The organism is Limimaricola sp. G21655-S1 (assembly GCF_027213785.1).
Classification (GTDB): domain Bacteria; phylum Pseudomonadota; class Alphaproteobacteria; order Rhodobacterales; family Rhodobacteraceae; genus Limimaricola.
In genome coordinates, this window is the sequence record NZ_JAPWGO010000002.1 from 252,730 (window position 1) to 272,795 (window position 20,066).

Annotated in this window: 19 protein-coding genes and 1 pseudogene; 12 read left to right on the top strand and 8 right to left on the bottom strand. The window is 67.8% G+C overall.

The genetic code is table 11. The features are described from left to right. Positions 1-5: 5 nt before the first annotated feature. Positions 6-1,058: a quinolinate synthase NadA gene (gene nadA / locus O4G76_RS03640; RefSeq protein ID WP_269396035.1), complete on the bottom strand. Its 1,053-nt coding sequence runs from the start codon at positions 1,056-1,058 to the stop codon at positions 6-8. A 71-nt stretch (positions 1,059-1,129) separates the two neighbouring features. Further along, positions 1,130-2,578 carry a hypothetical protein gene (locus tag O4G76_RS03645; RefSeq protein ID WP_269396036.1) on the bottom strand — a complete coding sequence of 483 codons (1,449 nt, stop codon included), beginning with the start codon at positions 2,576-2,578 and terminating at the stop codon, positions 1,130-1,132. Positions 2,579-2,811: 233 nt separating this feature from the next. Between O4G76_RS03645 and O4G76_RS03650 the strand changes: the two genes are divergently transcribed. The 5 genes from O4G76_RS03650 (at position 2,812) to O4G76_RS03670 (ending at position 8,646) form a co-directional block, all read left to right on the top strand. Continuing rightward, a complete protein-coding gene (locus O4G76_RS03650) occupies positions 2,812-4,395 on the top strand; it encodes an ABC transporter substrate-binding protein (protein WP_269396037.1) in 1,584 nt (527 codons plus the stop codon). Between the two features lie 322 nt (positions 4,396-4,717). Next, positions 4,718-5,725, top strand: coding sequence for an ABC transporter permease subunit (locus O4G76_RS03655; protein ID WP_085895662.1), 1,008 nt, complete (start codon positions 4,718-4,720; stop codon positions 5,723-5,725). Next, positions 5,725-6,633 (top strand): ABC transporter permease subunit, encoded by a 909-nt coding sequence (locus O4G76_RS03660; RefSeq protein ID WP_269396038.1) that lies wholly within the window; start codon positions 5,725-5,727, stop codon positions 6,631-6,633. The genes O4G76_RS03655 and O4G76_RS03660 overlap by 1 nt, the downstream gene beginning before the upstream one ends. Positions 6,634-6,637: 4 nt before the next feature. Next, positions 6,638-7,615: an ABC transporter ATP-binding protein gene (locus O4G76_RS03665; RefSeq protein ID WP_269396039.1), complete on the top strand. Its 978-nt coding sequence runs from the start codon at positions 6,638-6,640 to the stop codon at positions 7,613-7,615. Further along, positions 7,612-8,646 (top strand): dipeptide ABC transporter ATP-binding protein, encoded by a 1,035-nt coding sequence (locus O4G76_RS03670; protein WP_269396040.1) that lies wholly within the window; start codon positions 7,612-7,614, stop codon positions 8,644-8,646. The genes O4G76_RS03665 and O4G76_RS03670 overlap by 4 nt, the downstream gene beginning before the upstream one ends. 58 nt (positions 8,647-8,704) lie before the next feature. Here the strand turns inward: O4G76_RS03670 and O4G76_RS03675 are convergent, their stop codons facing one another. From O4G76_RS03675 to O4G76_RS03705, 6 genes and pseudogenes are all read right to left on the bottom strand, one after another. Then, positions 8,705-9,610: a dihydrodipicolinate synthase family protein gene (locus O4G76_RS03675; protein WP_269396041.1), complete on the bottom strand. Its 906-nt coding sequence runs from the start codon at positions 9,608-9,610 to the stop codon at positions 8,705-8,707. A 66-nt stretch (positions 9,611-9,676) separates the two neighbouring features. After that, positions 9,677-10,387 (bottom strand): ABC transporter ATP-binding protein, encoded by a 711-nt coding sequence (locus O4G76_RS03680; protein WP_269396042.1) that lies wholly within the window; start codon positions 10,385-10,387, stop codon positions 9,677-9,679. Then, positions 10,380-11,168: an ABC transporter ATP-binding protein gene (locus O4G76_RS03685; RefSeq protein WP_269396043.1), complete on the bottom strand. Its 789-nt coding sequence runs from the start codon at positions 11,166-11,168 to the stop codon at positions 10,380-10,382. The genes O4G76_RS03680 and O4G76_RS03685 overlap by 8 nt, the downstream gene beginning before the upstream one ends. Next, a pseudogene (locus O4G76_RS03695) lies at positions 11,165-12,201 on the bottom strand (branched-chain amino acid ABC transporter permease). Before O4G76_RS03695 ends, O4G76_RS03685 begins: the two are co-directional and overlap by 4 nt. Beyond that, positions 12,201-13,073, bottom strand: coding sequence for a branched-chain amino acid ABC transporter permease (locus tag O4G76_RS03700; protein WP_269396046.1), 873 nt, complete (start codon positions 13,071-13,073; stop codon positions 12,201-12,203). The pseudogene O4G76_RS03695 and the gene O4G76_RS03700 overlap by 1 nt, the downstream one beginning before the upstream one ends. Before the next feature lie 9 nt (positions 13,074-13,082). After that, positions 13,083-14,225: an ABC transporter substrate-binding protein gene (locus tag O4G76_RS03705; protein WP_269396047.1), complete on the bottom strand. Its 1,143-nt coding sequence runs from the start codon at positions 14,223-14,225 to the stop codon at positions 13,083-13,085. 171 nt (positions 14,226-14,396) lie between these two features. Here O4G76_RS03705 and paaG point away from each other — a divergent pair, with 171 nt between their 5' ends. The 7 genes from paaG to paaC all read left to right on the top strand — a co-directional run bounded on the left by paaG (position 14,397) and on the right by paaC (position 20,061). Continuing rightward, positions 14,397-15,194, top strand: a complete 798-nt coding sequence (gene paaG / locus O4G76_RS03710) for a 2-(1,2-epoxy-1,2-dihydrophenyl)acetyl-CoA isomerase PaaG (protein WP_269396048.1) — start codon at positions 14,397-14,399, stop codon at positions 15,192-15,194. After that, positions 15,191-15,634 carry a hydroxyphenylacetyl-CoA thioesterase PaaI gene (paaI, locus tag O4G76_RS03715; RefSeq protein ID WP_269396049.1) on the top strand — a complete coding sequence of 148 codons (444 nt, stop codon included), beginning with the start codon at positions 15,191-15,193 and terminating at the stop codon, positions 15,632-15,634. Before paaG ends, paaI begins: the two co-directional genes overlap by 4 nt. A gap of 41 nt (positions 15,635-15,675) precedes the next feature. Continuing rightward, positions 15,676-16,986 carry a phenylacetate--CoA ligase PaaK gene (gene paaK / locus O4G76_RS03720; RefSeq protein ID WP_269396050.1) on the top strand — a complete coding sequence of 437 codons (1,311 nt, stop codon included), beginning with the start codon at positions 15,676-15,678 and terminating at the stop codon, positions 16,984-16,986. A gap of 57 nt (positions 16,987-17,043) precedes the next feature. Further along, complete coding sequence (locus O4G76_RS03725) at positions 17,044-17,895, top strand: PaaX family transcriptional regulator C-terminal domain-containing protein (protein ID WP_269396051.1); 852 nt, start codon at positions 17,044-17,046, stop codon at positions 17,893-17,895. Positions 17,896-18,053: 158 nt separating this feature from the next. Continuing rightward, positions 18,054-19,022, top strand: coding sequence for a 1,2-phenylacetyl-CoA epoxidase subunit PaaA (gene paaA / locus O4G76_RS03730; protein WP_269396052.1), 969 nt, complete (start codon positions 18,054-18,056; stop codon positions 19,020-19,022). A gap of 5 nt (positions 19,023-19,027) precedes the next feature. Beyond that, a complete protein-coding gene (paaB, locus tag O4G76_RS03735) occupies positions 19,028-19,312 on the top strand; it encodes a 1,2-phenylacetyl-CoA epoxidase subunit PaaB (protein WP_269396053.1) in 285 nt (94 codons plus the stop codon). Next, positions 19,312-20,061: a 1,2-phenylacetyl-CoA epoxidase subunit PaaC gene (gene paaC / locus O4G76_RS03740; protein WP_269396054.1), complete on the top strand. Its 750-nt coding sequence runs from the start codon at positions 19,312-19,314 to the stop codon at positions 20,059-20,061. Before paaB ends, paaC begins: the two co-directional genes overlap by 1 nt. Positions 20,062-20,066 lie beyond the last annotated feature (5 nt).

Genomic DNA, 20,066 nt, shown 5'->3' on the forward strand with positions numbered 1-20,066 from the left:
CAAGATCAGGCCTTGGCCAGGCTGCGCGACAGCTCGATCATCCGCTCCACCGCGCGGCGCGCCGGCACCGCGACCTCCTCGGGAACGACCACCTCGGGCGACAGGGTGTGCAGCGACCACAGCACCTTCTCGAGGCTGATCATCTTCATGTAGGGGCACATGTTGCACGGCTTCTGGAACGCCACGTCCGGGAACGCGTCGGTGATGTTCGAGGCCATCGAGCACTCGGTGACCAGAAGCGCCTTCTTCGGGCGCTCGCGGTCGATCCAGTCGATGATGCCGCTGGTGGAGCCGGTGAAATCGGCCTCGGCGGTCACCTCGGTCGTGCATTCGGGGTGGGCGATGATCTTCACCTCCGGGTCCGCGGCGCGGTAGGCGCGCATCTCCTCGGCGGTGTACTGCTCGTGCACGATGCAGCTGCCCTCCCACCTGACGATGCGCTTCGACGAAGCCTTGGCCACGTTGCGCGCGAGGTGCTGGTCGGGGGTCATGATGACCGTGTCGCTCTCCATCGCCTCGACGATCTGCAGCGCATTGGCCGAGGTGCAGCAGATGTCCGAGGCGGCCTTCACCTCGGCGGTGGTGTTGACGTAGCTCACCACCGGCGCGCCCGGGTATCGGCGGCGCATCTCGGCGATGCCCTCGGCGGTGATGCTCTCGGCCAGCGAGCAACCAGCCTCCATGTCGGGCATCAGCACGGTCTTGGCCGGGTTCAGGATCTTCGAGGTCTCGGCCATGAAATGCACGCCGCATTGCACGATCACCTGCGCCTCGACCTTCGTGGCCTCGATCGCCAGCTGCAGGCTGTCGCCGACCACGTCGGCGATGCCATGATAGATCTCGGGCGTCATGTAGTTGTGCGCGAGGATCACCGCGTCGCGCTCGCGCTTGAGCTTGTTGATCGCTTCGACATAGGGGGCGTGCATCGCCCAGTCGACCGGGCTCAGCACCTTGTCCATGCGGGCATAGAGATCGGCCTGGCGCTCCGCCGCCTCCACCGAGGGTGCGAGATCGTAATGCCGCGCGAGTTCCTCGCGCATGATGCGTGTCTCGAACATGTACCTCACCTTGCGTCAGTCGATGGGGTTGGCACATACAGTGCCCGGCGGAGAAGTTCCAGATCGCGCGTTCAGGACCAAAGGCCGAAGCCCACCGCCCAGAGCGTCAGCAGCACGCCGGTGACCAGCGCGTAGGCGCCGTTCCACTTCAGCCCGACATGCAGCGCGCTCTTGCCCGCGAAATTGCCGGTGAGCAGCGTCGTCGCGGTGAAGGGCGAGGTGATCCCCGAAATCGCCCAGCCGGCGGTGATCGCGATGAACAGCGCGACAGGGCTCACCCCCATCGCCTCGGGAGACGGCAGCAGCGGGAACAGCAGCGTCACGGCGAGGATCGGGTTCATGCCGACCTGACCGGTCACGGGGATGAACCAGACCAGCAGGCCAAGGATCAACGGTCCGGGCAGCGCCTCGATCAGCGGCGCGAACTCGGCCACATGCGGCGCCAGCAGTCCCGCACCCGCGGTGCCGATATATCCCGCCATCATCAGCAGCGTCAGTTCGGGCCGGTAGCGCGGCAGTTCGCGCGCCGTGTAGCGGCCCGCCCGCGCGAGCGCCCCGCGCGGCCCCTCCTGCAACAGCACCCAGCCCAGCGCCAGAAGCGGTACCACCAGAAGCACCGCGCCGACCACCCGCACCTCGAAGGCCACGTGCAGCAGCCAGACCGGCAGACCGAGCAGCGCCAGAAGCAGCACCAGCGGCAGCACCGCCTTCGGGCCGCCCTCGGGCGCGTGGCGCACCGGGGTGCGCGAGAGCTTCGGCTTGAAGATCTGGTCCATCGCCCAGCCGGTGCCGGCGACGATCAGCCCGGTCACCATCGCGGGCAGCACCGTGGATTTATAAGGCGCGCCCGGCAGCAGCGCGCCGGTGATCGCGACCGAGAAGGAGAGCGGCGACCAGGGCAGCACCGACACGAAGCCGCGCTGGATCGCCAGCAGCATGCGCCGGGTGCGGTGAAACCGGATCTCGGGGTCCGGCTCGCGCTCGGAACTGGCGACCGAGAGGCTCCCCAGAAGCGCGATCGAGCCGTAATTGAGCAGCACCGAGAAGGCCTGCCCTCCCAGCGTCAGCGCGAGGTAGCGCCGCCCCGGCGGCTGCGCCGCCAGGTACTGGCCGCAGGCCCGGATCGCGGGCGAGGTCTCGGCCGCCGAGCGCAGCGTGGCAAGCGCCACGAAGAAGGCGCCGATGAAGGCCGCGGAGCCGAAGCCGGCGAGGACTCGCGCGGTCCAGTCGCCGCCCTGTGCCCAGAGCGCCGCCGTGACCAGAAGCGCCACCACCACGAAGCCCAGCCGCCGCCCGCGCAACCGCCATGCCAGCAGCGCCACGACGACCGGCACCAGCAGCGCCGCGGCGAGGCCCGCCCCGGTCGCGGGAGCCCAATCCTTGAGCGTGACGCAGACGGTCAGCGCCACCAGCGCCATGCCGAGCAGAGGCTCGGGCCGCATGGCGGCAGGCGGCGCGTCGTGCCCGGCGCGGGCGGGGCGCGCCGCGCGCCGCACGGGAAAGCGGAACTGGAAGGCCATGAATCGGGGTCCGGAATTGCTCGCGCGACCATGGCCCCCCGCGCAGGCGCCCGCAAGGCAGGCCGCGCCGCCGGAAGCGGGGCGAATAACCGGTCGGATCGTCCCGTTTCCGCCGGGTCAGAGGAACGGGGGGTCTTGCCTGACGCGTCCCGCTGGGACAGGCTGCCGTCACAACGCATCGGCCAACCGGCGAAACATGTGCCGGAGAAGGTCGGGCTGACAGGGAGAACGACATGAAGATGAAGACATGGCTCGCCGCCGGCGCCGCCACCCTCGCGCTTGCGGGCGCCGCCCAGGCGCAGAACCTCGTCTATTGCTCGGAAGGCAGCCCCGAGGGCTTCGACCCGGCGCTCTACACCTCCGGCACCACTTTCGACGCCTCGTCGCACACGGTCTACAACCAGCTGGTCGAGTTCAAGACCGGCACCACCGAGGTGGTCCCCGGCCTCGCCGAGAGCTGGGAAGTGTCCGAGGACGGCACCGAGATCACCTTCAAGCTGCGCCAGGGCGTGAAATTCCATTCGAACGACCAGTTCACCCCGTCGCGTGACTTCAACGCCGACGACGTGATCTTCTCCTTCGAGCGCCAGGGCAAGGACGACCACCCGTTCCACATGGCCTCGGGCGGCACCTGGGAATACTACCAGGGCATGTCGATGCCCGACCTGATCGAGAGCATCGAGAAGGTCGACGACTACACCGTCAAGTTCAAGCTGACCCGCCCCGAGGCGCCCTTCGTCGCCAACATGGCGATGGACTTCGCCTCGATCCTCTCGGCCGAGTATGCCGACGCGGTCGCGGACAACCCGGAGATGCTGAACCAGCAGCCGATCGGCACCGGCCCGTTCAGCTTCGTGGCCTACCAGAAGGACGCGGTGATCCGCTACGAGCGCTTCGACGACTACTGGGGCGAGCCCGCCAAGGTCGAGAACCTGATCTTCGCGATCACCCCCGACGCCTCCGTCCGCTACCAGAAGCTGCAGGCGGGCGAGTGCCACGTCATGCCCTACCCGAACCCCGCCGACATCGCCGCGATGAAGGAGGCCGAGGGCATCGAGGTGATGGAGCAGGAAGGCCTCAACGTCGGCTACCTCGCCTACAACACGACGCAGGCGCCGTTCGACCAGCCCGAGGTGCGCAAGGCGCTCAACATGGCGATCGACAAGCAGGCGATCCTCGACGTGGTGTTCCAGGGCTCCGGCAAGGTCGCCAAGAACCCGATCCCGCCGACCATGTGGTCCTACAACGACGCGGTCGAGGACGATCCCTACGATCCCGAGGCCGCCAAGCAGATGCTGGAAGAAGCCGGCGTCAGCGATCTGAGCATGAAGATCTGGGCGATGCCGGTGCAGCGCCCCTACAACCCGAACGCCCGGCGCATGGCCGAGCTGATCCAGGAAGACATGTCCGAGATCGGCGTCGACGTGGAGATCGTCTCCTACGAGTGGGGCGAGTATCTCGAGCGTTCCAAGGCAGAGGATCGCGACGGCGCGGTGCTGCTGGGCTGGACCGGCGACAATGGCGACCCGGACAACTTCCTCGCCGTGCTGCTCGGCTGTGACGGCGTCGGCGGCTCGAACCGCGCGCAGTGGTGCAACGAGGAATTCGAGGCGCTGATCCAGGAGGCCAAGACCAAGTCCACCCAGGAAGAGCGCGCCGCGCTCTACGAAGAGGCGCAGATGGTCTTCAAGGAGCAGGCACCCTGGGCCACCATCGCCCATTCGGTCGTCTCGATGCCGATGCGCGAAGAGGTCGAGGGCTACGTGGTGCACCCGCTGGGCGGCCACCTGTTCGACAACGTCTCGATCGCCGAATAAGCCGCGCGACAGCGCAACCGGGGTCCGGGGCCGTCATGGCCCCGGACCTTTCGCATATCCGGGGCATGGCGCTTGACCGTCGCGTCACCGGGGGCGCAGGCTCGGGTCACGACCCGGCGTCAGGCATCACGAAAACTCGACAAGTCCGTGAACTCTGTGATACGTGGTGCGCTTCAAGGGCGGAACCGACGGTTCTGCCGCCGACCGAGACCCCGATTGCCCGATCACCCGCAACAGGAGACCCGTACCGGCATGGTCACCCTCGATTCCCACGGCAGCGCCGCGTTCGCGCGGTCCGGCCCCGACATGGCGGGCCGCTGAGATGCTGCGCTACGTGCTGTCGCGCTTCGCGACCTTCCTGCCGACCTTCATCGGCGTCACCCTCATCTCCTTCGCCTTCATCCGCGTGCTGCCGGGCGATCCGATCATCGTCATGGCGGGCGAGCGCGGCATGACGCAGGAACGCTATGACGAGCTGGTCGTGCAGTTCGGCTTCGACCGGCCGATCCTCGCGCAGTACTGGGATTACCTGACCGGCGTGCTGCAGGGCGATCTCGGCAACAGCTACGTCACCAAGCGCCCGGTCTGGGACGAGTTCTTCGCGCTGTTCCCGGCGACGCTGGAGCTGTCGATCTGCGCGATGATCTTCGCGGTGGCGCTGGGCCTTCCCGCGGGCGTGATCGCCGCGATGAACCGTGGCAAGTTCTTCGACCGGACGCTGATGTCCACCGCGCTGGTGGGCTACTCGATGCCGATCTTCTGGTGGGCGCTGCTCCTGATCATCGTGTTCTCGGGCAATCTCGGCTGGACCCCGGTCTCGGGCCGGATCGACCTGCTCTATTATTTCGACGACGTCACCGGCTTCATGCTGATCGACAGCCTGATCTCGGGCCAGGACGGCGCCTTCACCTCCGCCGTGCGACACCTGATCCTGCCGACCATCGTGCTCGGGACCATCCCGCTCGCGGTGATCGCGCGCCAGACCCGCTCGGCCATGCTCGAGGTCCTCGGTGAGGACTACATCCGCACGGCACGGGCCAAGGGCCTGCCGCCGGGCCGGATCAACGGGCTGCACGCGCTCCGCAACGCGTTGATCCCGGTCATCACCGTGATCGGCCTGTCGGTCGGCACGCTGCTCGCCGGCGCGATCCTGACCGAGACGATCTTCTCCTGGCCGGGCATCGGCAAGTGGATGGTCGATTCGATCTTCCGCCGCGACTACCCGGTCGTGCAGGGCGGCCTGCTGCTCATCGCCGTGATGGTGATGGTGGTGAACCTGACCGTCGACCTGCTCTACGGCCTCATCAATCCCAAGATCAGGAAGCGCTGATGGACCACGCACTTTCCAAAGAGGTGGAAACCCAGGTCGAGAAGCGTCCCGGCCGGCTCTCCGAGTTCTGGTTCTATTTCCGCGAGAACCGCGGCGCCGTGTTCGGCTTCTGGGTCTTCGTCGTCTTCGTGTTCATCGCGGCCACCGCGCCGTGGATCGCGCCGCACGACCCGACGCAGCAGTTCCGCGAATTCGCGCTGATCCCGCCCGCGTGGCAGGAGGGCGGCAACTGGAGCTTCCCGCTGGGCACCGACCCCTTGGGCCGCGACATGCTCTCGCGGCTGCTGAACGGCGCGCGCTACTCGTTCTTCGTGGGCATCGTCGTGGTCGTGGTCGCGGCGTCGGGCGGCATCCTCCTGGGCCTGCTGGCGGGCTTCTCGCCGAAATGGCTCGACGCGATCATCATGCGGCTGATGGACATCATCCTCGCCTTTCCGTCGCTCTTGCTGGCGCTGGTGCTGGTGGCGATCCTCGGGCCGTCGCTCCTGAACGCGATGATCGCCATCGCGATCGTGCTGCAGCCGCATTACGTGCGCCTGACTCGCGCCAGCGTGATCGGCGAGCTGGGCAAGGACTACGTCACCTCGGCCCGCGTCGCGGGTGCCGGGCTGTGGCGGCTGATGTTCGTCACGGTGCTGCCGAACTGCCTCGCGCCGATCATCGTGCAGGCGGCGCTCAGCTTCTCCACCGCGATCCTCGACGCGGCGGCGCTGGGCTTCCTCGGCATGGGCGCGCAGCCGCCGACCCCGGAATGGGGCACGATGCTGGCCGAGGCGCGCGAGTTCATCCTGCGCGCGTGGTGGGTGGTCACCCTGCCCGGCCTCGCGATCCTGATCACCGTGCTCGCCATCAACCTGATGGGCGATGGTCTGCGCGACGCGCTCGACCCGAAACTGAAGCGGAGCTGATCTCATGAGTCTTCTGAGACTGCGCAACCTCTCGGTCGAGTTCGCGACCACCGGCGGCCGGTTCCGCGCCGTCGACCAGGTCGATCTCGACGTGGACAAGGGCGACGTGCTGGCCATCGTCGGCGAAAGCGGCTCCGGCAAATCGGTGTCGATGCTGGCGCTGATGGGGCTCTTGCCCTGGACCGCCAAGGTGACGGCGGACGAGATGATCTTCGACGGGCACGACCTGTCGAAGATGTCGGCCCGGGCCCGCCGCAAGATCGTCGGCAAGGACCTCGCGATGATCTTCCAGGAGCCGATGTCCTCGCTCAACCCCTGCTTCACCGTGGGCTTCCAGATCCGCGAGGCGCTGCGCATCCATCTCGGCATGGACCGCAAGGCCGCGCAGGCCCGCGCGCTGGAGCTGTTCGATCTGGTCGGCATCCCCGACTCCGAGCAGCGGCTCAAGGCGTTCCCGCACCAGATGTCGGGCGGCATGAACCAGCGGGTGATGATCGCCATGGCGATCTCGTGCAATCCCAAGCTGCTGATCGCCGACGAGCCGACCACTGCGCTCGACGTGACGATCCAGGCGCAGATCCTCGACCTGCTCGTCAGGCTGCGCGACGAGACCGGCATGGGGCTGGTGCTGATCACCCATGACATGGGCGTGGTGGCCGAGACCGCGCAGCGCGTCTCGGTGCATTACGCGGGCCAGAAGGTCGAGGAGCAGCCGGTGCGCCCGCTGTTCCGGTCGCCGCACCACCCATATACCTCGGCGTTGCTCGCGGCCCTGCCCGAGCGCGCCACCGACAAGCGGCTGCCGACCATTCCCGGCGTGGTGCCGGGACAGTTCGACCGGCCGCAGGGCTGCCTGTTCTCGCCGCGCTGCCCCTATGCGGACGACCATTGCCGCAAGGTGCCGCCCAAGCCGCGCGGGCCGGATCTCGGCCTCGCGCGCTGCCACTACCCGCTCAACACCGACGAAAGGCTCGCCTCGTGAGTGCCGTGACCACAGACGCCCATGACACGACATCGCCCGCCAAGACCGGCCCCGTCGTCACCGCGCGCGGCCTCACCCGCCATTACGAGGTTGGCGGCGGTCTTTTTTCCAAGCCGCGCGTGGTGCGCGCGCTGTCGGATCTCGATTTCGAGCTGACGCCGGGCCGGACGCTGGCCGTGGTCGGCGAATCCGGTTGCGGCAAGTCCACCCTCGCCCGGGTCGTGACGCTGATCGAGGAGCCGACCCGCGGCGAGTTGTCGATCTCGGGCACCGACGCCACGCCGGACGCGTGGAAAAGCCTGCGCTCCAAGGTGCAGATCGTGTTCCAGGACCCCTACGGCTCGCTCAACCCGCGCCAGCGAATCGGCCAGATCCTGATGGAGCCCCTGCTGATCAACCGCCCCCAGATGCCGACATCCGAGCGCGAGGCCAAGGCGCGCGAGATGTTGCGTCTGGTGGGCCTACGGCCCGAGCATTTCGACCGCTACCCGCACATGTTCTCGGGTGGCCAGCGCCAGCGCATCGCCATCGGCCGGGCGCTGATGCTGGAGCCCGAGGTGCTGGTGCTCGACGAGCCGGTCTCGGCGCTCGACGTGTCGATCCAGTCCTCGGTGCTGAACCTGCTGATCGACCTGCAGGAGCGGATGCAACTGGCCTATCTCTTCATCAGCCACGACCTGTCGGTGGTTCGCCACGTCGCCGACGAGGTGAAGGTGATGTATCTGGGCCGGGCGGTGGAGACGGGTCCGAAGGACATGATCTTCGACAATCCGCAGCACCCCTACACCAAGGCGCTTCTCTCGGCGACGCCGCGCGCCGATCCGGAGGCTGCCAAGGAGCGGATCAAGCTCGAGGGCGAACTGCCCTCGCCGCTCGCCGTGCCGCCGGGCTGCGCCTTCGCGCCGCGTTGCTGGAAGGCGCAGGACAAGTGCCGCAAGGTCCGCCCGCTGCTTGATGGCGCCACGCAGAAATCGGCCTGCTTCTTTCCCGAAGGCGACGGCAAGCCTTCGGCCGAGGCGCCGGAAGGCTGAAGCCGGCGCGACCGCGCTATTACCTTCAAACGCCGCCCTTCCGGGCGGCGTTTCCCGTTCAGGCCACGGATCCCGTTGAAGAAAGATGTTCGAGCGCCGCGTCGACGCGATCGAGATCCTGCCCTTCGAGCGGCAATATCGGTCGCGGCGGATCAGCCCGGGTCAAACCCATCGACCCCGCGATGGCATAGACCACGCGCAGGCTGCCGAAGCTCCGGAACAGGTCCCATATCGGCGCAAAGCGCGCCTCGATCCGGGCGGTTTCCACGCGGTCGCCCGAGGAGGCGGCGCGCGCCAATTGCATGGCCGCCTCGGGCATCAGCCCACCAATGACGCTGAACCAGGCATCCGCGCCTCCGAGCAGTGCCTCCGAGCAGCCCCAGTCGCCGCTATAGCCGATCGAAAAGCTCTCCGGCAGGGCCGCGCGCAGCCGGGCCAGATCCTCGGCAGGCGGAATGCCGGCAGGCAATGGCATCTTCACGGCGGCAATGCCGGGCAGATCGGCCAGTCGCTGCAGCAGCGGCAGGTCGAAGCTGAAATGCGTGGTGCCCGGATTGTTGTAGATGCAGATCGGCAGACCGGTCGCGGCGGCGGTGGCGCGGAAATGCTCGAACACCTCGTCCGGGATCAGCGGCGTGTAGGAGACGGGAGCCAGCAGCAGCGCATCCGCGCCTGCACGCTCGGCGTCCCGCGCCAGAGCCATGACAGCATCGGTGCGCAGCGCACCGACGCCCACGATCAACGGGATACGGCCAGCCACCGCCTCGGCCGCTGCCGCGACGGCGCGGTCGCGCTCCTCTCGTGAAAGGTAGGCATAGGTGCCGGTGCTTCCGAGCAGGCCGATGCTGTCGACCTCTGCCGCACAGAGCCGCGTCACCATCCGGCCCAGCGCCTCGGAATCGACGCGGCCATCGGCATCGGCGGGGGTGATCGGAAAGGCGGAGAGCCCGCGAAACATGGTCATGGCGCAGCGCCCTTCCATTGAAACGGTCGCGGCGATCTTTGCCGCCTCCGTTCGGGGAGGCAAGCGTCACGCCCCGAGATAGGCCTCCCGAATGCGCGGATCGGCGATCAGCTCAGCGGCATTGCCCGAGAGCGTGATCTCGCCCTGTTCCATGACATAGCCGCGATCCGCGATCGACAGCGCCGCATAGGCGTTCTGCTCGACCATCAACAGCGTCACGCCGCGATCTCGGAGGCTCTTCACCACCGCCAGCACCTGGTCGACCAGCACCGGGGCCAGGCCCATCGACGGCTCGTCGAGCAGCATCAGCTTCGGGCGGCCCATGATGGCGCGACCGATGGCGAGCATCTGCTGCTGGCCGCCCGAGAGGCCGCCTGCGGGCAGCGCCGCCTTGTCGCGCAGGATCGGAAAGAGGCCATAGACCTCGTCCATGTCCGCGCCGAGATCGTCCGTGCGATGATAGCCGCCCAGGCTCAGATTCTCGGCCACGCTCAGATCGCCGAAGATCTGCCGCCCCTCCGGCGAATGCGCGACGCCCAGAGCCGCGCGCGCGTGGTCGGGCTGGCGGGTCAGGTCGTGGCCCGAAAATCGAACGGAGCCGGATTTCACCGGCTGCACGCCGGAGATGCACCGCATCAAGGTGGTCTTGCCCGCGCCATTGGCCCCGACGAGCGAGACGATCTCACCCTCGTTCACGGTGAGATCGACGCCGTGCAGCACCTCGATCGGGCCATAGGCGGAGCGCAGGCCCTCGATGGACAAAAGCGGTTCAGGCATGGGCGGCGGCCTCGGCTTCGGCGGCGCCATGGGCGCCGAGATAGGCGGCGATGACGTGGGGGTTTGTGCGGATCTCCTCCGGCCCGCCTTCGGCGATCTTGCGGCCCTGATCGAGTACGACGATGTGCGATGAGATGCGCATCACCATGCGCATGTCGTGCTCGATCAGCACCACGGTCTTGCCCTCGTCCGCGATGGCATGGATCAGGTCGTCGACCTCGCGCGTCTCGACCGCGTTGCAGCCCGCTGCCGGTTCGTCGAGCAGCAGGATGGTGCAGCCGGTGACCAGCGCGCGGGCGATCTCCAGCCGCTTGAGCTGTCCATAGGACATCTCGGAGGCCGGGCGATGCGCCAGATCGGCGAGGCCCGCGCGTTCCAGCGCGGCCATGGCGCTGGCGCGGCTCCGCTCGGTCTCGCATCGCGCACCGGGCAGGCCCAGCAGGTCGGAGAGCAGGTTGGATTTCTCCTGCATGTGGCAGCCGGTCATGACGTTGTCGAGCGCGCTCATCTGCGGGAAGACCTGCAGGTTCTGAAAGGTGCGGGCCATGCCGCGCCGGGCCAGATCGTGGGCCGCGAGGCCGGTGACGTCCTGCCCGTCGATCCGGACCCGGCCGGAGCTGGCGCGGTAGACCCCGGAGACGAGGTTGAACAGCGTGGTCTTGCCCGCGCCGTTCGGACCGATGATCGAGGTCACCTCGCCCGGTTTCGCGGTGAAGCTCACGCCGTCCACGGCCTTGATGCCGCCGAAGGCGATGCCGAGGCCGTCGATGTCGAGGCTCATGATTTCCTCCGGGTCCAGAGATCGGCGATGAAGGGCACGAGGCCGCGCCGCATCGCGATCATGGTGACCACCATGATGCCGCCAAGCACCATGTGCTCGTAATCGGCGAAGACCGTGAGCACCTGCGGCAGCGCGGTGAGGATCAGGGCGCCGACCAGCGCGCCGAACACCGAGGTGGCCCGCCCAGCACCGCCATGGTCACCATCTCGACGGAATGCATGAAGCCGCCCGTCTCGGGGGTGATGTAGCCATTGGCCAGCGCCAGCAGGCCGCCCGCCACGGCGGCGTAGAGCGCCGAGATCACGAAGGCGCGCGACTTGGCGCGGGCCACGTCGATGCCGAGCGAACGCGCGGCGACATCGCTGTCATGGATCGCCCGCAGGCTGCGCCCCGATGGGGAGCCCGCGAGGTTGACCGCGATCGCCGCACCGATGGCGGCGGTGAAGCCCGCGACCCAGTACCACGCTTCGGCGGATTTCAGATTGAGGCCCACCATCTTGAACAGGTTGCGGGCGTTCATGCCGGAGACCGTCATGCCGTCCGGCCCGCCGGTGAGCCAGGCCTCCTTCGACAGCACCATCCAGATCAGCATGCCCAGACCCAGCGTCGCGATGGCGAGGTAATAGCCCGAAAGCTTCAGGATCGGCCGCCCGACGACGAGCGCCAGCAGACCGGCCAGCAGCACCCCCGACAGCATCGCCAGCGGCGACGGCACGCCGTAATTCGGCAGGATCGCGGTGGTATATGCGCCGATGGTGAAGAAGCCGGCATGGCCGAGGCTGACCAGGCCGACATAGCCCAGCAGCACCACGATGCCGGTGACCGCAAGCGTGTTGATCCAGACCAGCGTACCGACCCGGTAGAAATAGCTCGACGGAAAGATCAGCGCGCCCAGCCCCACGAGGACCGCGAAGACCAGGAAGGTGCCAAGCCCCGGCCCGATGGCGCGCCGCCTTGTGACTTTGTTCTGCAAATACGCATCGCGCCCGGTATCGACCGGCGCGGCGCTGGTGGTCGTCTCCTGCCCGGCCATCACACCCGCTCCGTGATACGCGCGCCGAACAGGCCCTGGGGCCGCAGGAACAGCACGAGAAGAATGACCACGAAGGCGCTCGCATCCTTGTAGTCGGAGGAGATGTAGCCCGCCGTCATCGCCTCGATCAGCCCGATCAGCAGCCCGCCCGCCAGCGCGCCCAGAGGCGAGCCGACGCCGCCCAGCATGGTGGCCGAGAAGCCCTTGAGCGCCATCAGAACGCCGACATCGTAGCTGGTGAAGGTGACCGGCGTCGCCAGCACCCCGGCCAGCGCGCCGATGGCGGCCGAAAGCGCAAAGGAGAGGTTCATCGCGCGGCCCGTGTTGATGCCGACGAGTGCTGCGGCCATGCGGTTCGAGGCGGTGGCACGGATGCCACGCCCGGCCCGGGTCCGGTTCAGGAACCACGCGAGAAAGGCGAAGACCGCGATGCTGCCGCCGATGATCCACAGGCTCTGCGGCAGGATGGTGGCGCCCCCGACGCGCAGGGGCGCGTCGCCGGAGAAGCCGTCATAGCGATGGATCTGCTTGTCGAAGACCGCCTGCATGGCGCCGCGCAGGAAGATGCTGGCGCCGATCGTGATGATGATCAGCGACACCAGCGGCGCCTCGCGCGCGGGTCGGATCGCCAGCCGGTAGAGCGCGACGCCCACCAGCATACCCGCGATCACCGCCAGCGGCGCCGCGATCCAGACCGGCACGCCCGCGCCGATCAGCGCCGCCGCCGTCATGCCGCCGATCACCACGAACTCGCCCTGGGCGAAGTTCACGACGCCGGAGGCGTTGTAGATCAGCGTGAACCCGAGGGCGATGGCCGCGTAGATCGCGCCCACCGTGACCCCGGAGACGAGGAATTGCAGAAGCTCCGACAAGGCAGATCCTTACTCTTCGACCGGGGTCCAGCCGCCATCCTTGATCTCGAGGATCCGGAAGGCCGAAAGGTCGAGACCCATGTGGTCCTCGGGGGTGAAGCTGTAGACGCCGGTGACGCCGGCATGGCCCTCGGTCGCCTCGAGCGCGTCGCGGATCTCGACCGGATCGGTCGAGTCGGCCCGCTCGATCGCGTTCACCAGCAGGTGGAAGGCATCATAGGCATAGCCGCCGAAGGTCGAGGGCTTCTCGCCATGGGCCGCCTCATAGGCCGCGATGTAGTCCTGCACCGGCTGGCGCTGCGGGTCGTCCTCGGCCAGCTGGTCGGGGATCAAGAGTGGCGTCGCGGGCAGGCGCAGCCCGTTCGCGGCGTCACCGGCAAGCTTGATGAACTCGTCGGAGGCGACGCCGTGGCTCTGATAGAACGGCAGTTCGATTCCGAGCTGGGCGTAGTTGCGGGTCACCACCGCCGGGCCCTGGCCGAAGCCGGGATTCACCACCGCTTCGATACCCTCGGTGGCGGCGATGTTGGTGAGCTGCGGGGTCATGTCGCTGTCGCTGCCGCCATAGCTCTCATCGGCGACGATCTCGACGCCGGAGGCCTCGGCCACGTCGAGGCACTGCTCGCGCATCGAGGCGCCGAAGCCGTCGGTGCCCGAGATCAGCCCGACCTTGGTCATGCCGCGCGAGGTGATGTCGGCGAAGATCTTCTCGCAGGCCATGCGGTCGGTATGCGGCGTCTTGAAGACGAACTCCTGCACCGGGTCGATGATCACCACGGCACCGGCGAGCGAGATGAACGGGATCTCGTAATCGGCGAAGAGCGGCGCCATCGCCATGGTGGCCCCGGTCGAGGAGCCGCCGATCACCGCGACCACCTCGTCCTCCTCGATGAGACGGGTCGCGAAGGTGCGCGCCTTGTTCGGATCGGCACCGTCGTCATAGACGATCAGCTCGACCTCTTCGCCGTTGATGCCGCCATTGGCGTTCAGTTCCTCGACCAGCATCTCCAGCGTCTTTGCCTCGGGATCGCCGAGAAAGGCGGCCGGGCCGGTGACGGCGAGCGAGGCGCCGATCTTGATCTCGGCCAGCGCGGGCGCGGCCGTCAGCAGGGCCAGCGCCGAGACGCCGGCGGCAACTGCTTGTCTCGTCATGTCATTCCTCCCTTTCGTCACATCGCAGCACATATTTTCGGCATTCCGTGACGCTTTATTCATTGACCAGCCGCGACCGTCATGCAACACATTTTTTCCGAAAGCGCTGCGTTTCCGTGCCCCTTTGAAGGGAGAGGCCGGTGGCGATGCGCGCGATGCGAGGGAGGGATCATGACCGAGCCAGTTCTTCTGGAGGACCTGACGGATGGCGTGCTGCGCCTGACGCTGAACCGGCCCGACCGCCTGAACGCCTTCACCCCCGAGCTGCATGCGGCGCTGCGCGCGGCGATCGGCCGGGCGGCCGAGGACGAGGCGGTGCGCGCGGTGCTGCTCACCGGGGCCGGTCGCGGCTTCTGCGCCGGTCAGGATCTCGGCCAGCGCCATCCCGATGCCGCGGGCGGCGCGCCGGATCTGGGCGAGACGATCGGCACGCTGTGGAACCCGCTGGTGCGCGCCATCCGAGCCCTGCCCAAGCCGGTGATCTGCGCGGTGAACGGCGTCGCCGCCGGCGCCGGCGCCAACCTCGCCATCGCCTGCGACATCGTTCTGGCGGGCGAGAGCGCGCGCTTCATCCAGTCCTTCGCCAAGCTCGGGCTCGTGCCGGATTCGGGCGGCACATGGACCCTGACCCGGGCGCTTGGCGAAGCTCGCGCCAAGGCACTGGCGCTGACCGGTCAGCCGCTGGGCGCGGCGCAGGCCGCCGATTGGGGGCTGATCTGGCGCGCCGTGCCGGATACGGCGCTGATGGAGGAGGCGGAGGCGCTCGCGGCCGCGCTGGCCAAGGGGCCGACCTATGGCTACGGGCTGACCAAGCAGGCGATCCAGGCCGCGGGTGGTCAAACTCTTGACGCCAGCCTCGATCTGGAGCGCGACCTGCAACGCAAGGCGGGCTTCTCGCCCGATTATGCCGAGGGCGTGCGCGCCTTCACCGAGAAGCGGGAGCCGGTCTTCACCGGGCGCGCGCAATGAGCGGCGCAGTGGAGATGAAGCTCGACCCGCAGGCGCAGGCCGAGAAGCGCACGCAGGAGATGTGGGACGAGGACACCGCCAGCAAGGCGATGGGGATGGAGCTTCTCGAGGTCGGACCCGGCACCGCCGTGATGCGGATGCGGGTGCGCGAGGACATGGTGAACGGCCATGGCACGCTGCATGGCGGCCTGACCTTCGCCTTCGCCGACAGCGTCTTCGCCTTCGCCGCCAACAGCTACGACTACCAGGCCGTCGGCGTGCAATGCGACATCGTCTACCACGCGCCGGGGCGCTTGGGCGACGTGCTGATCGGCACCGGCACCGAGGTGACGCGGGCCGGGCGCTCGGGGCTCTACGACGTGGCGGTGCATCGCGAGGACGGCACGCTGATCGCCAGCTTTCGCGGCAATTCGCGGATCGTGACGCCACGCGCCAAGTGAACTGAGACCGGCGCCGCGGGAGGGCGCCGAGGGAGGACGACATGCTCACCAGACCCACCGGGGCCCGCGCGCCCCTCGACCCGATCGAAACCGCCTCGCGCGACGAGATCGCGGCGCTGCAGCTCCAGCGGATGAAACAGACGCTCCGGCGCGCCTATGAGGGCTCGCCCTTCTACCGGGCGAAGTTCGACGAATGCGGCGTCCACCCGGACGATCTGAAGTCGCTTTCGGACCTCAAGAAATTCCCCTTCACCGTGAAGCAGGACCTGCGCGACAACTATCCCTTCGGCATGTTCGCGGTGCCGCAAAGCCGGATCGCGCGGCTGCACGCCTCCTCTGGCACCACCGGCAAGCCGACGGTCGTGGCCTATACGAAGAACGACATCGACACCTGGGCCGACGTGATGGCGCGCTCGATCCGCGCCGCGGGCGGCGCGCCGGGCGACATCTGCCACGTCGCCTATGGCTACGGCCTCTTCACCGGCGGGCTTGGCGCGCATTACGGGGCCGAGCGGCTGGGCTGCACCGTGGTCCCGGTCTCCGGCGGCATGACAGAGCGCCAGATCACGCTGATCGAGGATTTCAAGCCCTCGATCATCATGGTCACCCCCTCCTACATGCTGTCGATCCTCGACGCCTACCGCGCCGCCGGGCTCGACCCGCGCGAAAGCTCGCTCAAGACCGGCATCTTCGGGGCCGAGCCCTGGACCAACGCCATGCGCCAGGAAATCGAGCAGGCCTTCGACATGGATGCAGTCGATATCTTCGGTCTCTCCGAGGTGATGGGCCCGGGCGTCGCGCAGGAATGCGTCGAGACCAAGGACGGTCTGCACATCTGGGAGGACCACTTCTACCCGGAGATCATCGATCCGGAGACCGGGGAGCCGGTCGAGGACGGGCAGGAAGGCGAGCTGGTCTTCACCTCGCTCACCAAGGAGGCCTTTCCGATCATCCGCTACCGCACCCGCGACCTGACGCGGCTGCTGCCCGGCACCGCGCGGTCGATGCGGCGGATGGAGAAGGTAACGGGCCGCAGCGACGACATGATCATCCTGCGCGGCGTCAATGTCTTCCCAACCCAGATCGAGGAGCAGATCCTGAAATGCGCGGCGCTGGCCCCGCATTACCAGATCCACCTGTCCCGCAAGGGCCGGATGGACGAGATGTGCATCCATTGCGAGTGCAAGACCGATGGCGACGAGGCCGCGGCACAGGCGGCCGCGCGCGAGCTGATGGGCCACGTCAAGAGCGTGGTCGGCGTGTCTTGCAAGGTCGAGATCAAGCCCTGTGGCAGCATCGCACGCTCGGAGGGTAAGGCGAAGCGCGTCGTCGACGAGCGGCCCAAGGGCTGAATTGTGCCCATGGCGCGAGGGCACTACACCGGTTCTCGCGCACAACCCGGAGCCGACATGTCGCCAGATGCCCTGCACAACGTCCTCGCCGCCAATCCGGTCAGCGCCGGTGCCTTCATCGTCACGCTCTATGGCGATGTGGTGGCGCCACGCGGCGGCGAGATCTGGATGGGCAACATCATTTCGGCCTGCGCCGCCGTCGGCCTGAGTGAAAGCCGGGTGCGCACCGCCGTGTCGCGGCTCGTCGCCGCCGAGCGGATCGAGGGGGTGAAGGACGGGCGCAAGAGCTACTACCGGCTCACCGCCTCGGCGGAAAAGGAGTTCCAGCGCGCCGCGCGGCTGATCTATCGCCGCCCCCGCGCCGCGCCGCTCAGGGGCTGGCATCTCGTGGCGTTGCCGCAGGGGCCGGGGCGCGAAGCGCTGGTGACACGGCTGACGCGACTGCGCTTCGGGATGGCCGAGCCCTATCTCGCGATCCTGCCAAATCGCGGCGACCCCCTGCCCCCCTTGGGCGCGCCGCATTTCCACGCCACCACCGAGGACGACCTGACCGAGATGGCTCGCGCGGCATGGCCGCTCGACGCCTTGGCCGAACGGATGGCGCGTTTCATGGAGGGCTTCGCACCGCTCGACGGCGTGTCCTGCAGCCCCGAAGAGGCGCTGGGGCTACGGCTGCTGCTGGTGCATGTCTACCGCGACATCGCGCTGTCGGACCCGGCGCTGCCTCTGGGGATGTTGCCCGAGAATTGGCAGGGCCCGGAGGTGCGCGCGCTGTTCGCCCGGCTCTACCTGCACCTCACCCCCGGCGCCGATGCCGCCGTGGCGCGCGATTTCGTCGACCGCGACGGCCCTCTCAGGGCCGATCCGACCCGCATCGCCCGTCGCATCGCCGATCTCTCCTACCACTGATCCGACGGGGCAGTTCCACCCTGCGGAACGCCGTCACGATACATCACACGCATCCGATCTTGTGACTTGAAATGTGCCACATCACATGTCACATAATTCGGGAGAGTCGATGAATCCCGTGCGGAAACCGACTCGTTGCAAGCCGCAGGAGATCCGACATGTACGCTCAGCTCGTCGAGACCGGGGCCGCCGAGACATCCGAGAAGGACCGCGAGTTCCAGGAGAAGATCGATCGCGGCGTGCGGATCGAGGCCAATGACTGGATGCCCGAGGGCTACCGCAAGACGCTGATCCGCCAGATCAGCCAGCACGCGCATTCCGAGATCGTGGGTCAGCTGCCCGAGGGCAACTGGATCACCCGCGCGCCGTCGCTGCAAAGGAAGGCGATCCTTCTGGCCAAGGTGCAGGACGAGGCCGGGCACGGGCTCTACCTCTACTGCGCCGCCGAGACGCTGGGGATCAGCCGCGACGAGATGACCGCGCAGCTTTTGTCGGGCAAGGCCAAGTATTCCTCGATCTTCAACTACCCGACCCTGACCTGGGCCGATATCGGCGCGGTCGGCTGGCTCGTGGACGGTGCCGCGATCATGAATCAGGTGCCGCTGCAGCGCTGCTCCTACGGCCCCTATTCCCGTGCGATGATCCGCGTCTGCAAGGAAGAGAGCTTCCACCAGCGTCAGGGCTTCGACATCATGCGCCAGCTCTGCCAGGGCACCGACGACCAGAAGGCGATGGCGCAGGACGCTCTGAACCGCTGGTGGTGGCCGTCGCTGATGATGTTCGGCCCCTCGGACAAGGACTCGGTGCATTCCGAGCAGTCGATGAAATGGGGCATCAAGCAGAACACCAATGACGAGCTGCGGCAGAAATTCGTCGACCAGACCGTGCCGCAGGCCGAATGGCTGGGCCTCACCGTGCCCGACCCCGACCTCGCCTGGAACGAGGCGAAGGGCGGCTACGATTTCGGCGAACCGGACTGGTCCGAGTTCTACGAGGTGCTCAAGGGCAACGGCCCGTGCAACCGCGACCGGTTGGCGGCGCGCAACAAGGCTTGGGACGACGGCGCGTGGTATCGCGACGGGCTGATCGCCCATGCCGAGAAACAACAGACCATCGCGGCGGAGTGAGCGGCATGAGCAAGGAATGGCCCCTGTGGGAGATCTTCATCCGCGGTCAGCACGGGCTGTCGCACCGGCATGTCGGCAGCCTGCATGCGCCCGACGCCGAGATGGCGCTGAAGAACGCGCGTGACGTCTATACGCGGCGCAACGAGGGCATGAGCATCTGGGTGGTCGAGTCCGCCAAGATCACCGCCTTCGATCCGGATACCGCCGAGCAGAACTTCGCCGCGCCGAAATCCAAGGTCTACCGCCACCCGAGCTTCTTCGAGATCCCCGACGATGTGGGGGCGATGTGATGGACTCGCTTGTCACCTTCTGCCTGCGGATGGGCGATACTACGCTGATCCTCGGCCAGCAGACGGCGGCGTGGTGCGGCCACGCGCCGGTGCTCGAGGAAGACATCGCCTTCGCCAATATGGGGCTCGACCTGATCGGCCAGACCCAGCTGTGGTACGAGATCGCGGCAGAGGCCGAGGGCCGCGGCCGCACCCCCGACGATCTCGCCTTCTTCCGCACCGAGCGGCAGTTCCTCAACGCGCAGCTGGTGGAGCGGCCCAACACCGATTTCGCCCATGCGCTGATGCGGCAATACCTGTTCGACGCCTGGCACCTGCCGATGCAGGAGGCGCTGTGCGAGAGCGGCCATGAGGCGATCCGCGATCTGGCGCGGAAATCGGTGAAGGAGGTGCGCTACCACATCAACCGCTCGCGCGACCTGATCGTGCGGCTGGGCGACGGCTCGGACGAGAGCCGGGCCAAGATGCAGGCCGCGCTCGACGCGCTGTGGCCCTATGCCGCCGACCTGATGGCGACCGACGCGGTCGAAGAGACGCTGGCGGCGCAGGGCGTGCTGCCGGATCTGGCCCGCGTGCGCAGGGCCTTCGAGGCCGAGACCGCCGCAACGATGGCCCGCGCGACGCTGGATATCCCGGCGAACGGCCACGCCCGCACCGGTGGCCGCACCGGCATCCATACCGAGACGATGGGCTATATCCTGGCCGAGATGCAGCAGGTCCCTCGCAGCTATCCCGACGCCCGTTGGTGAGCGCG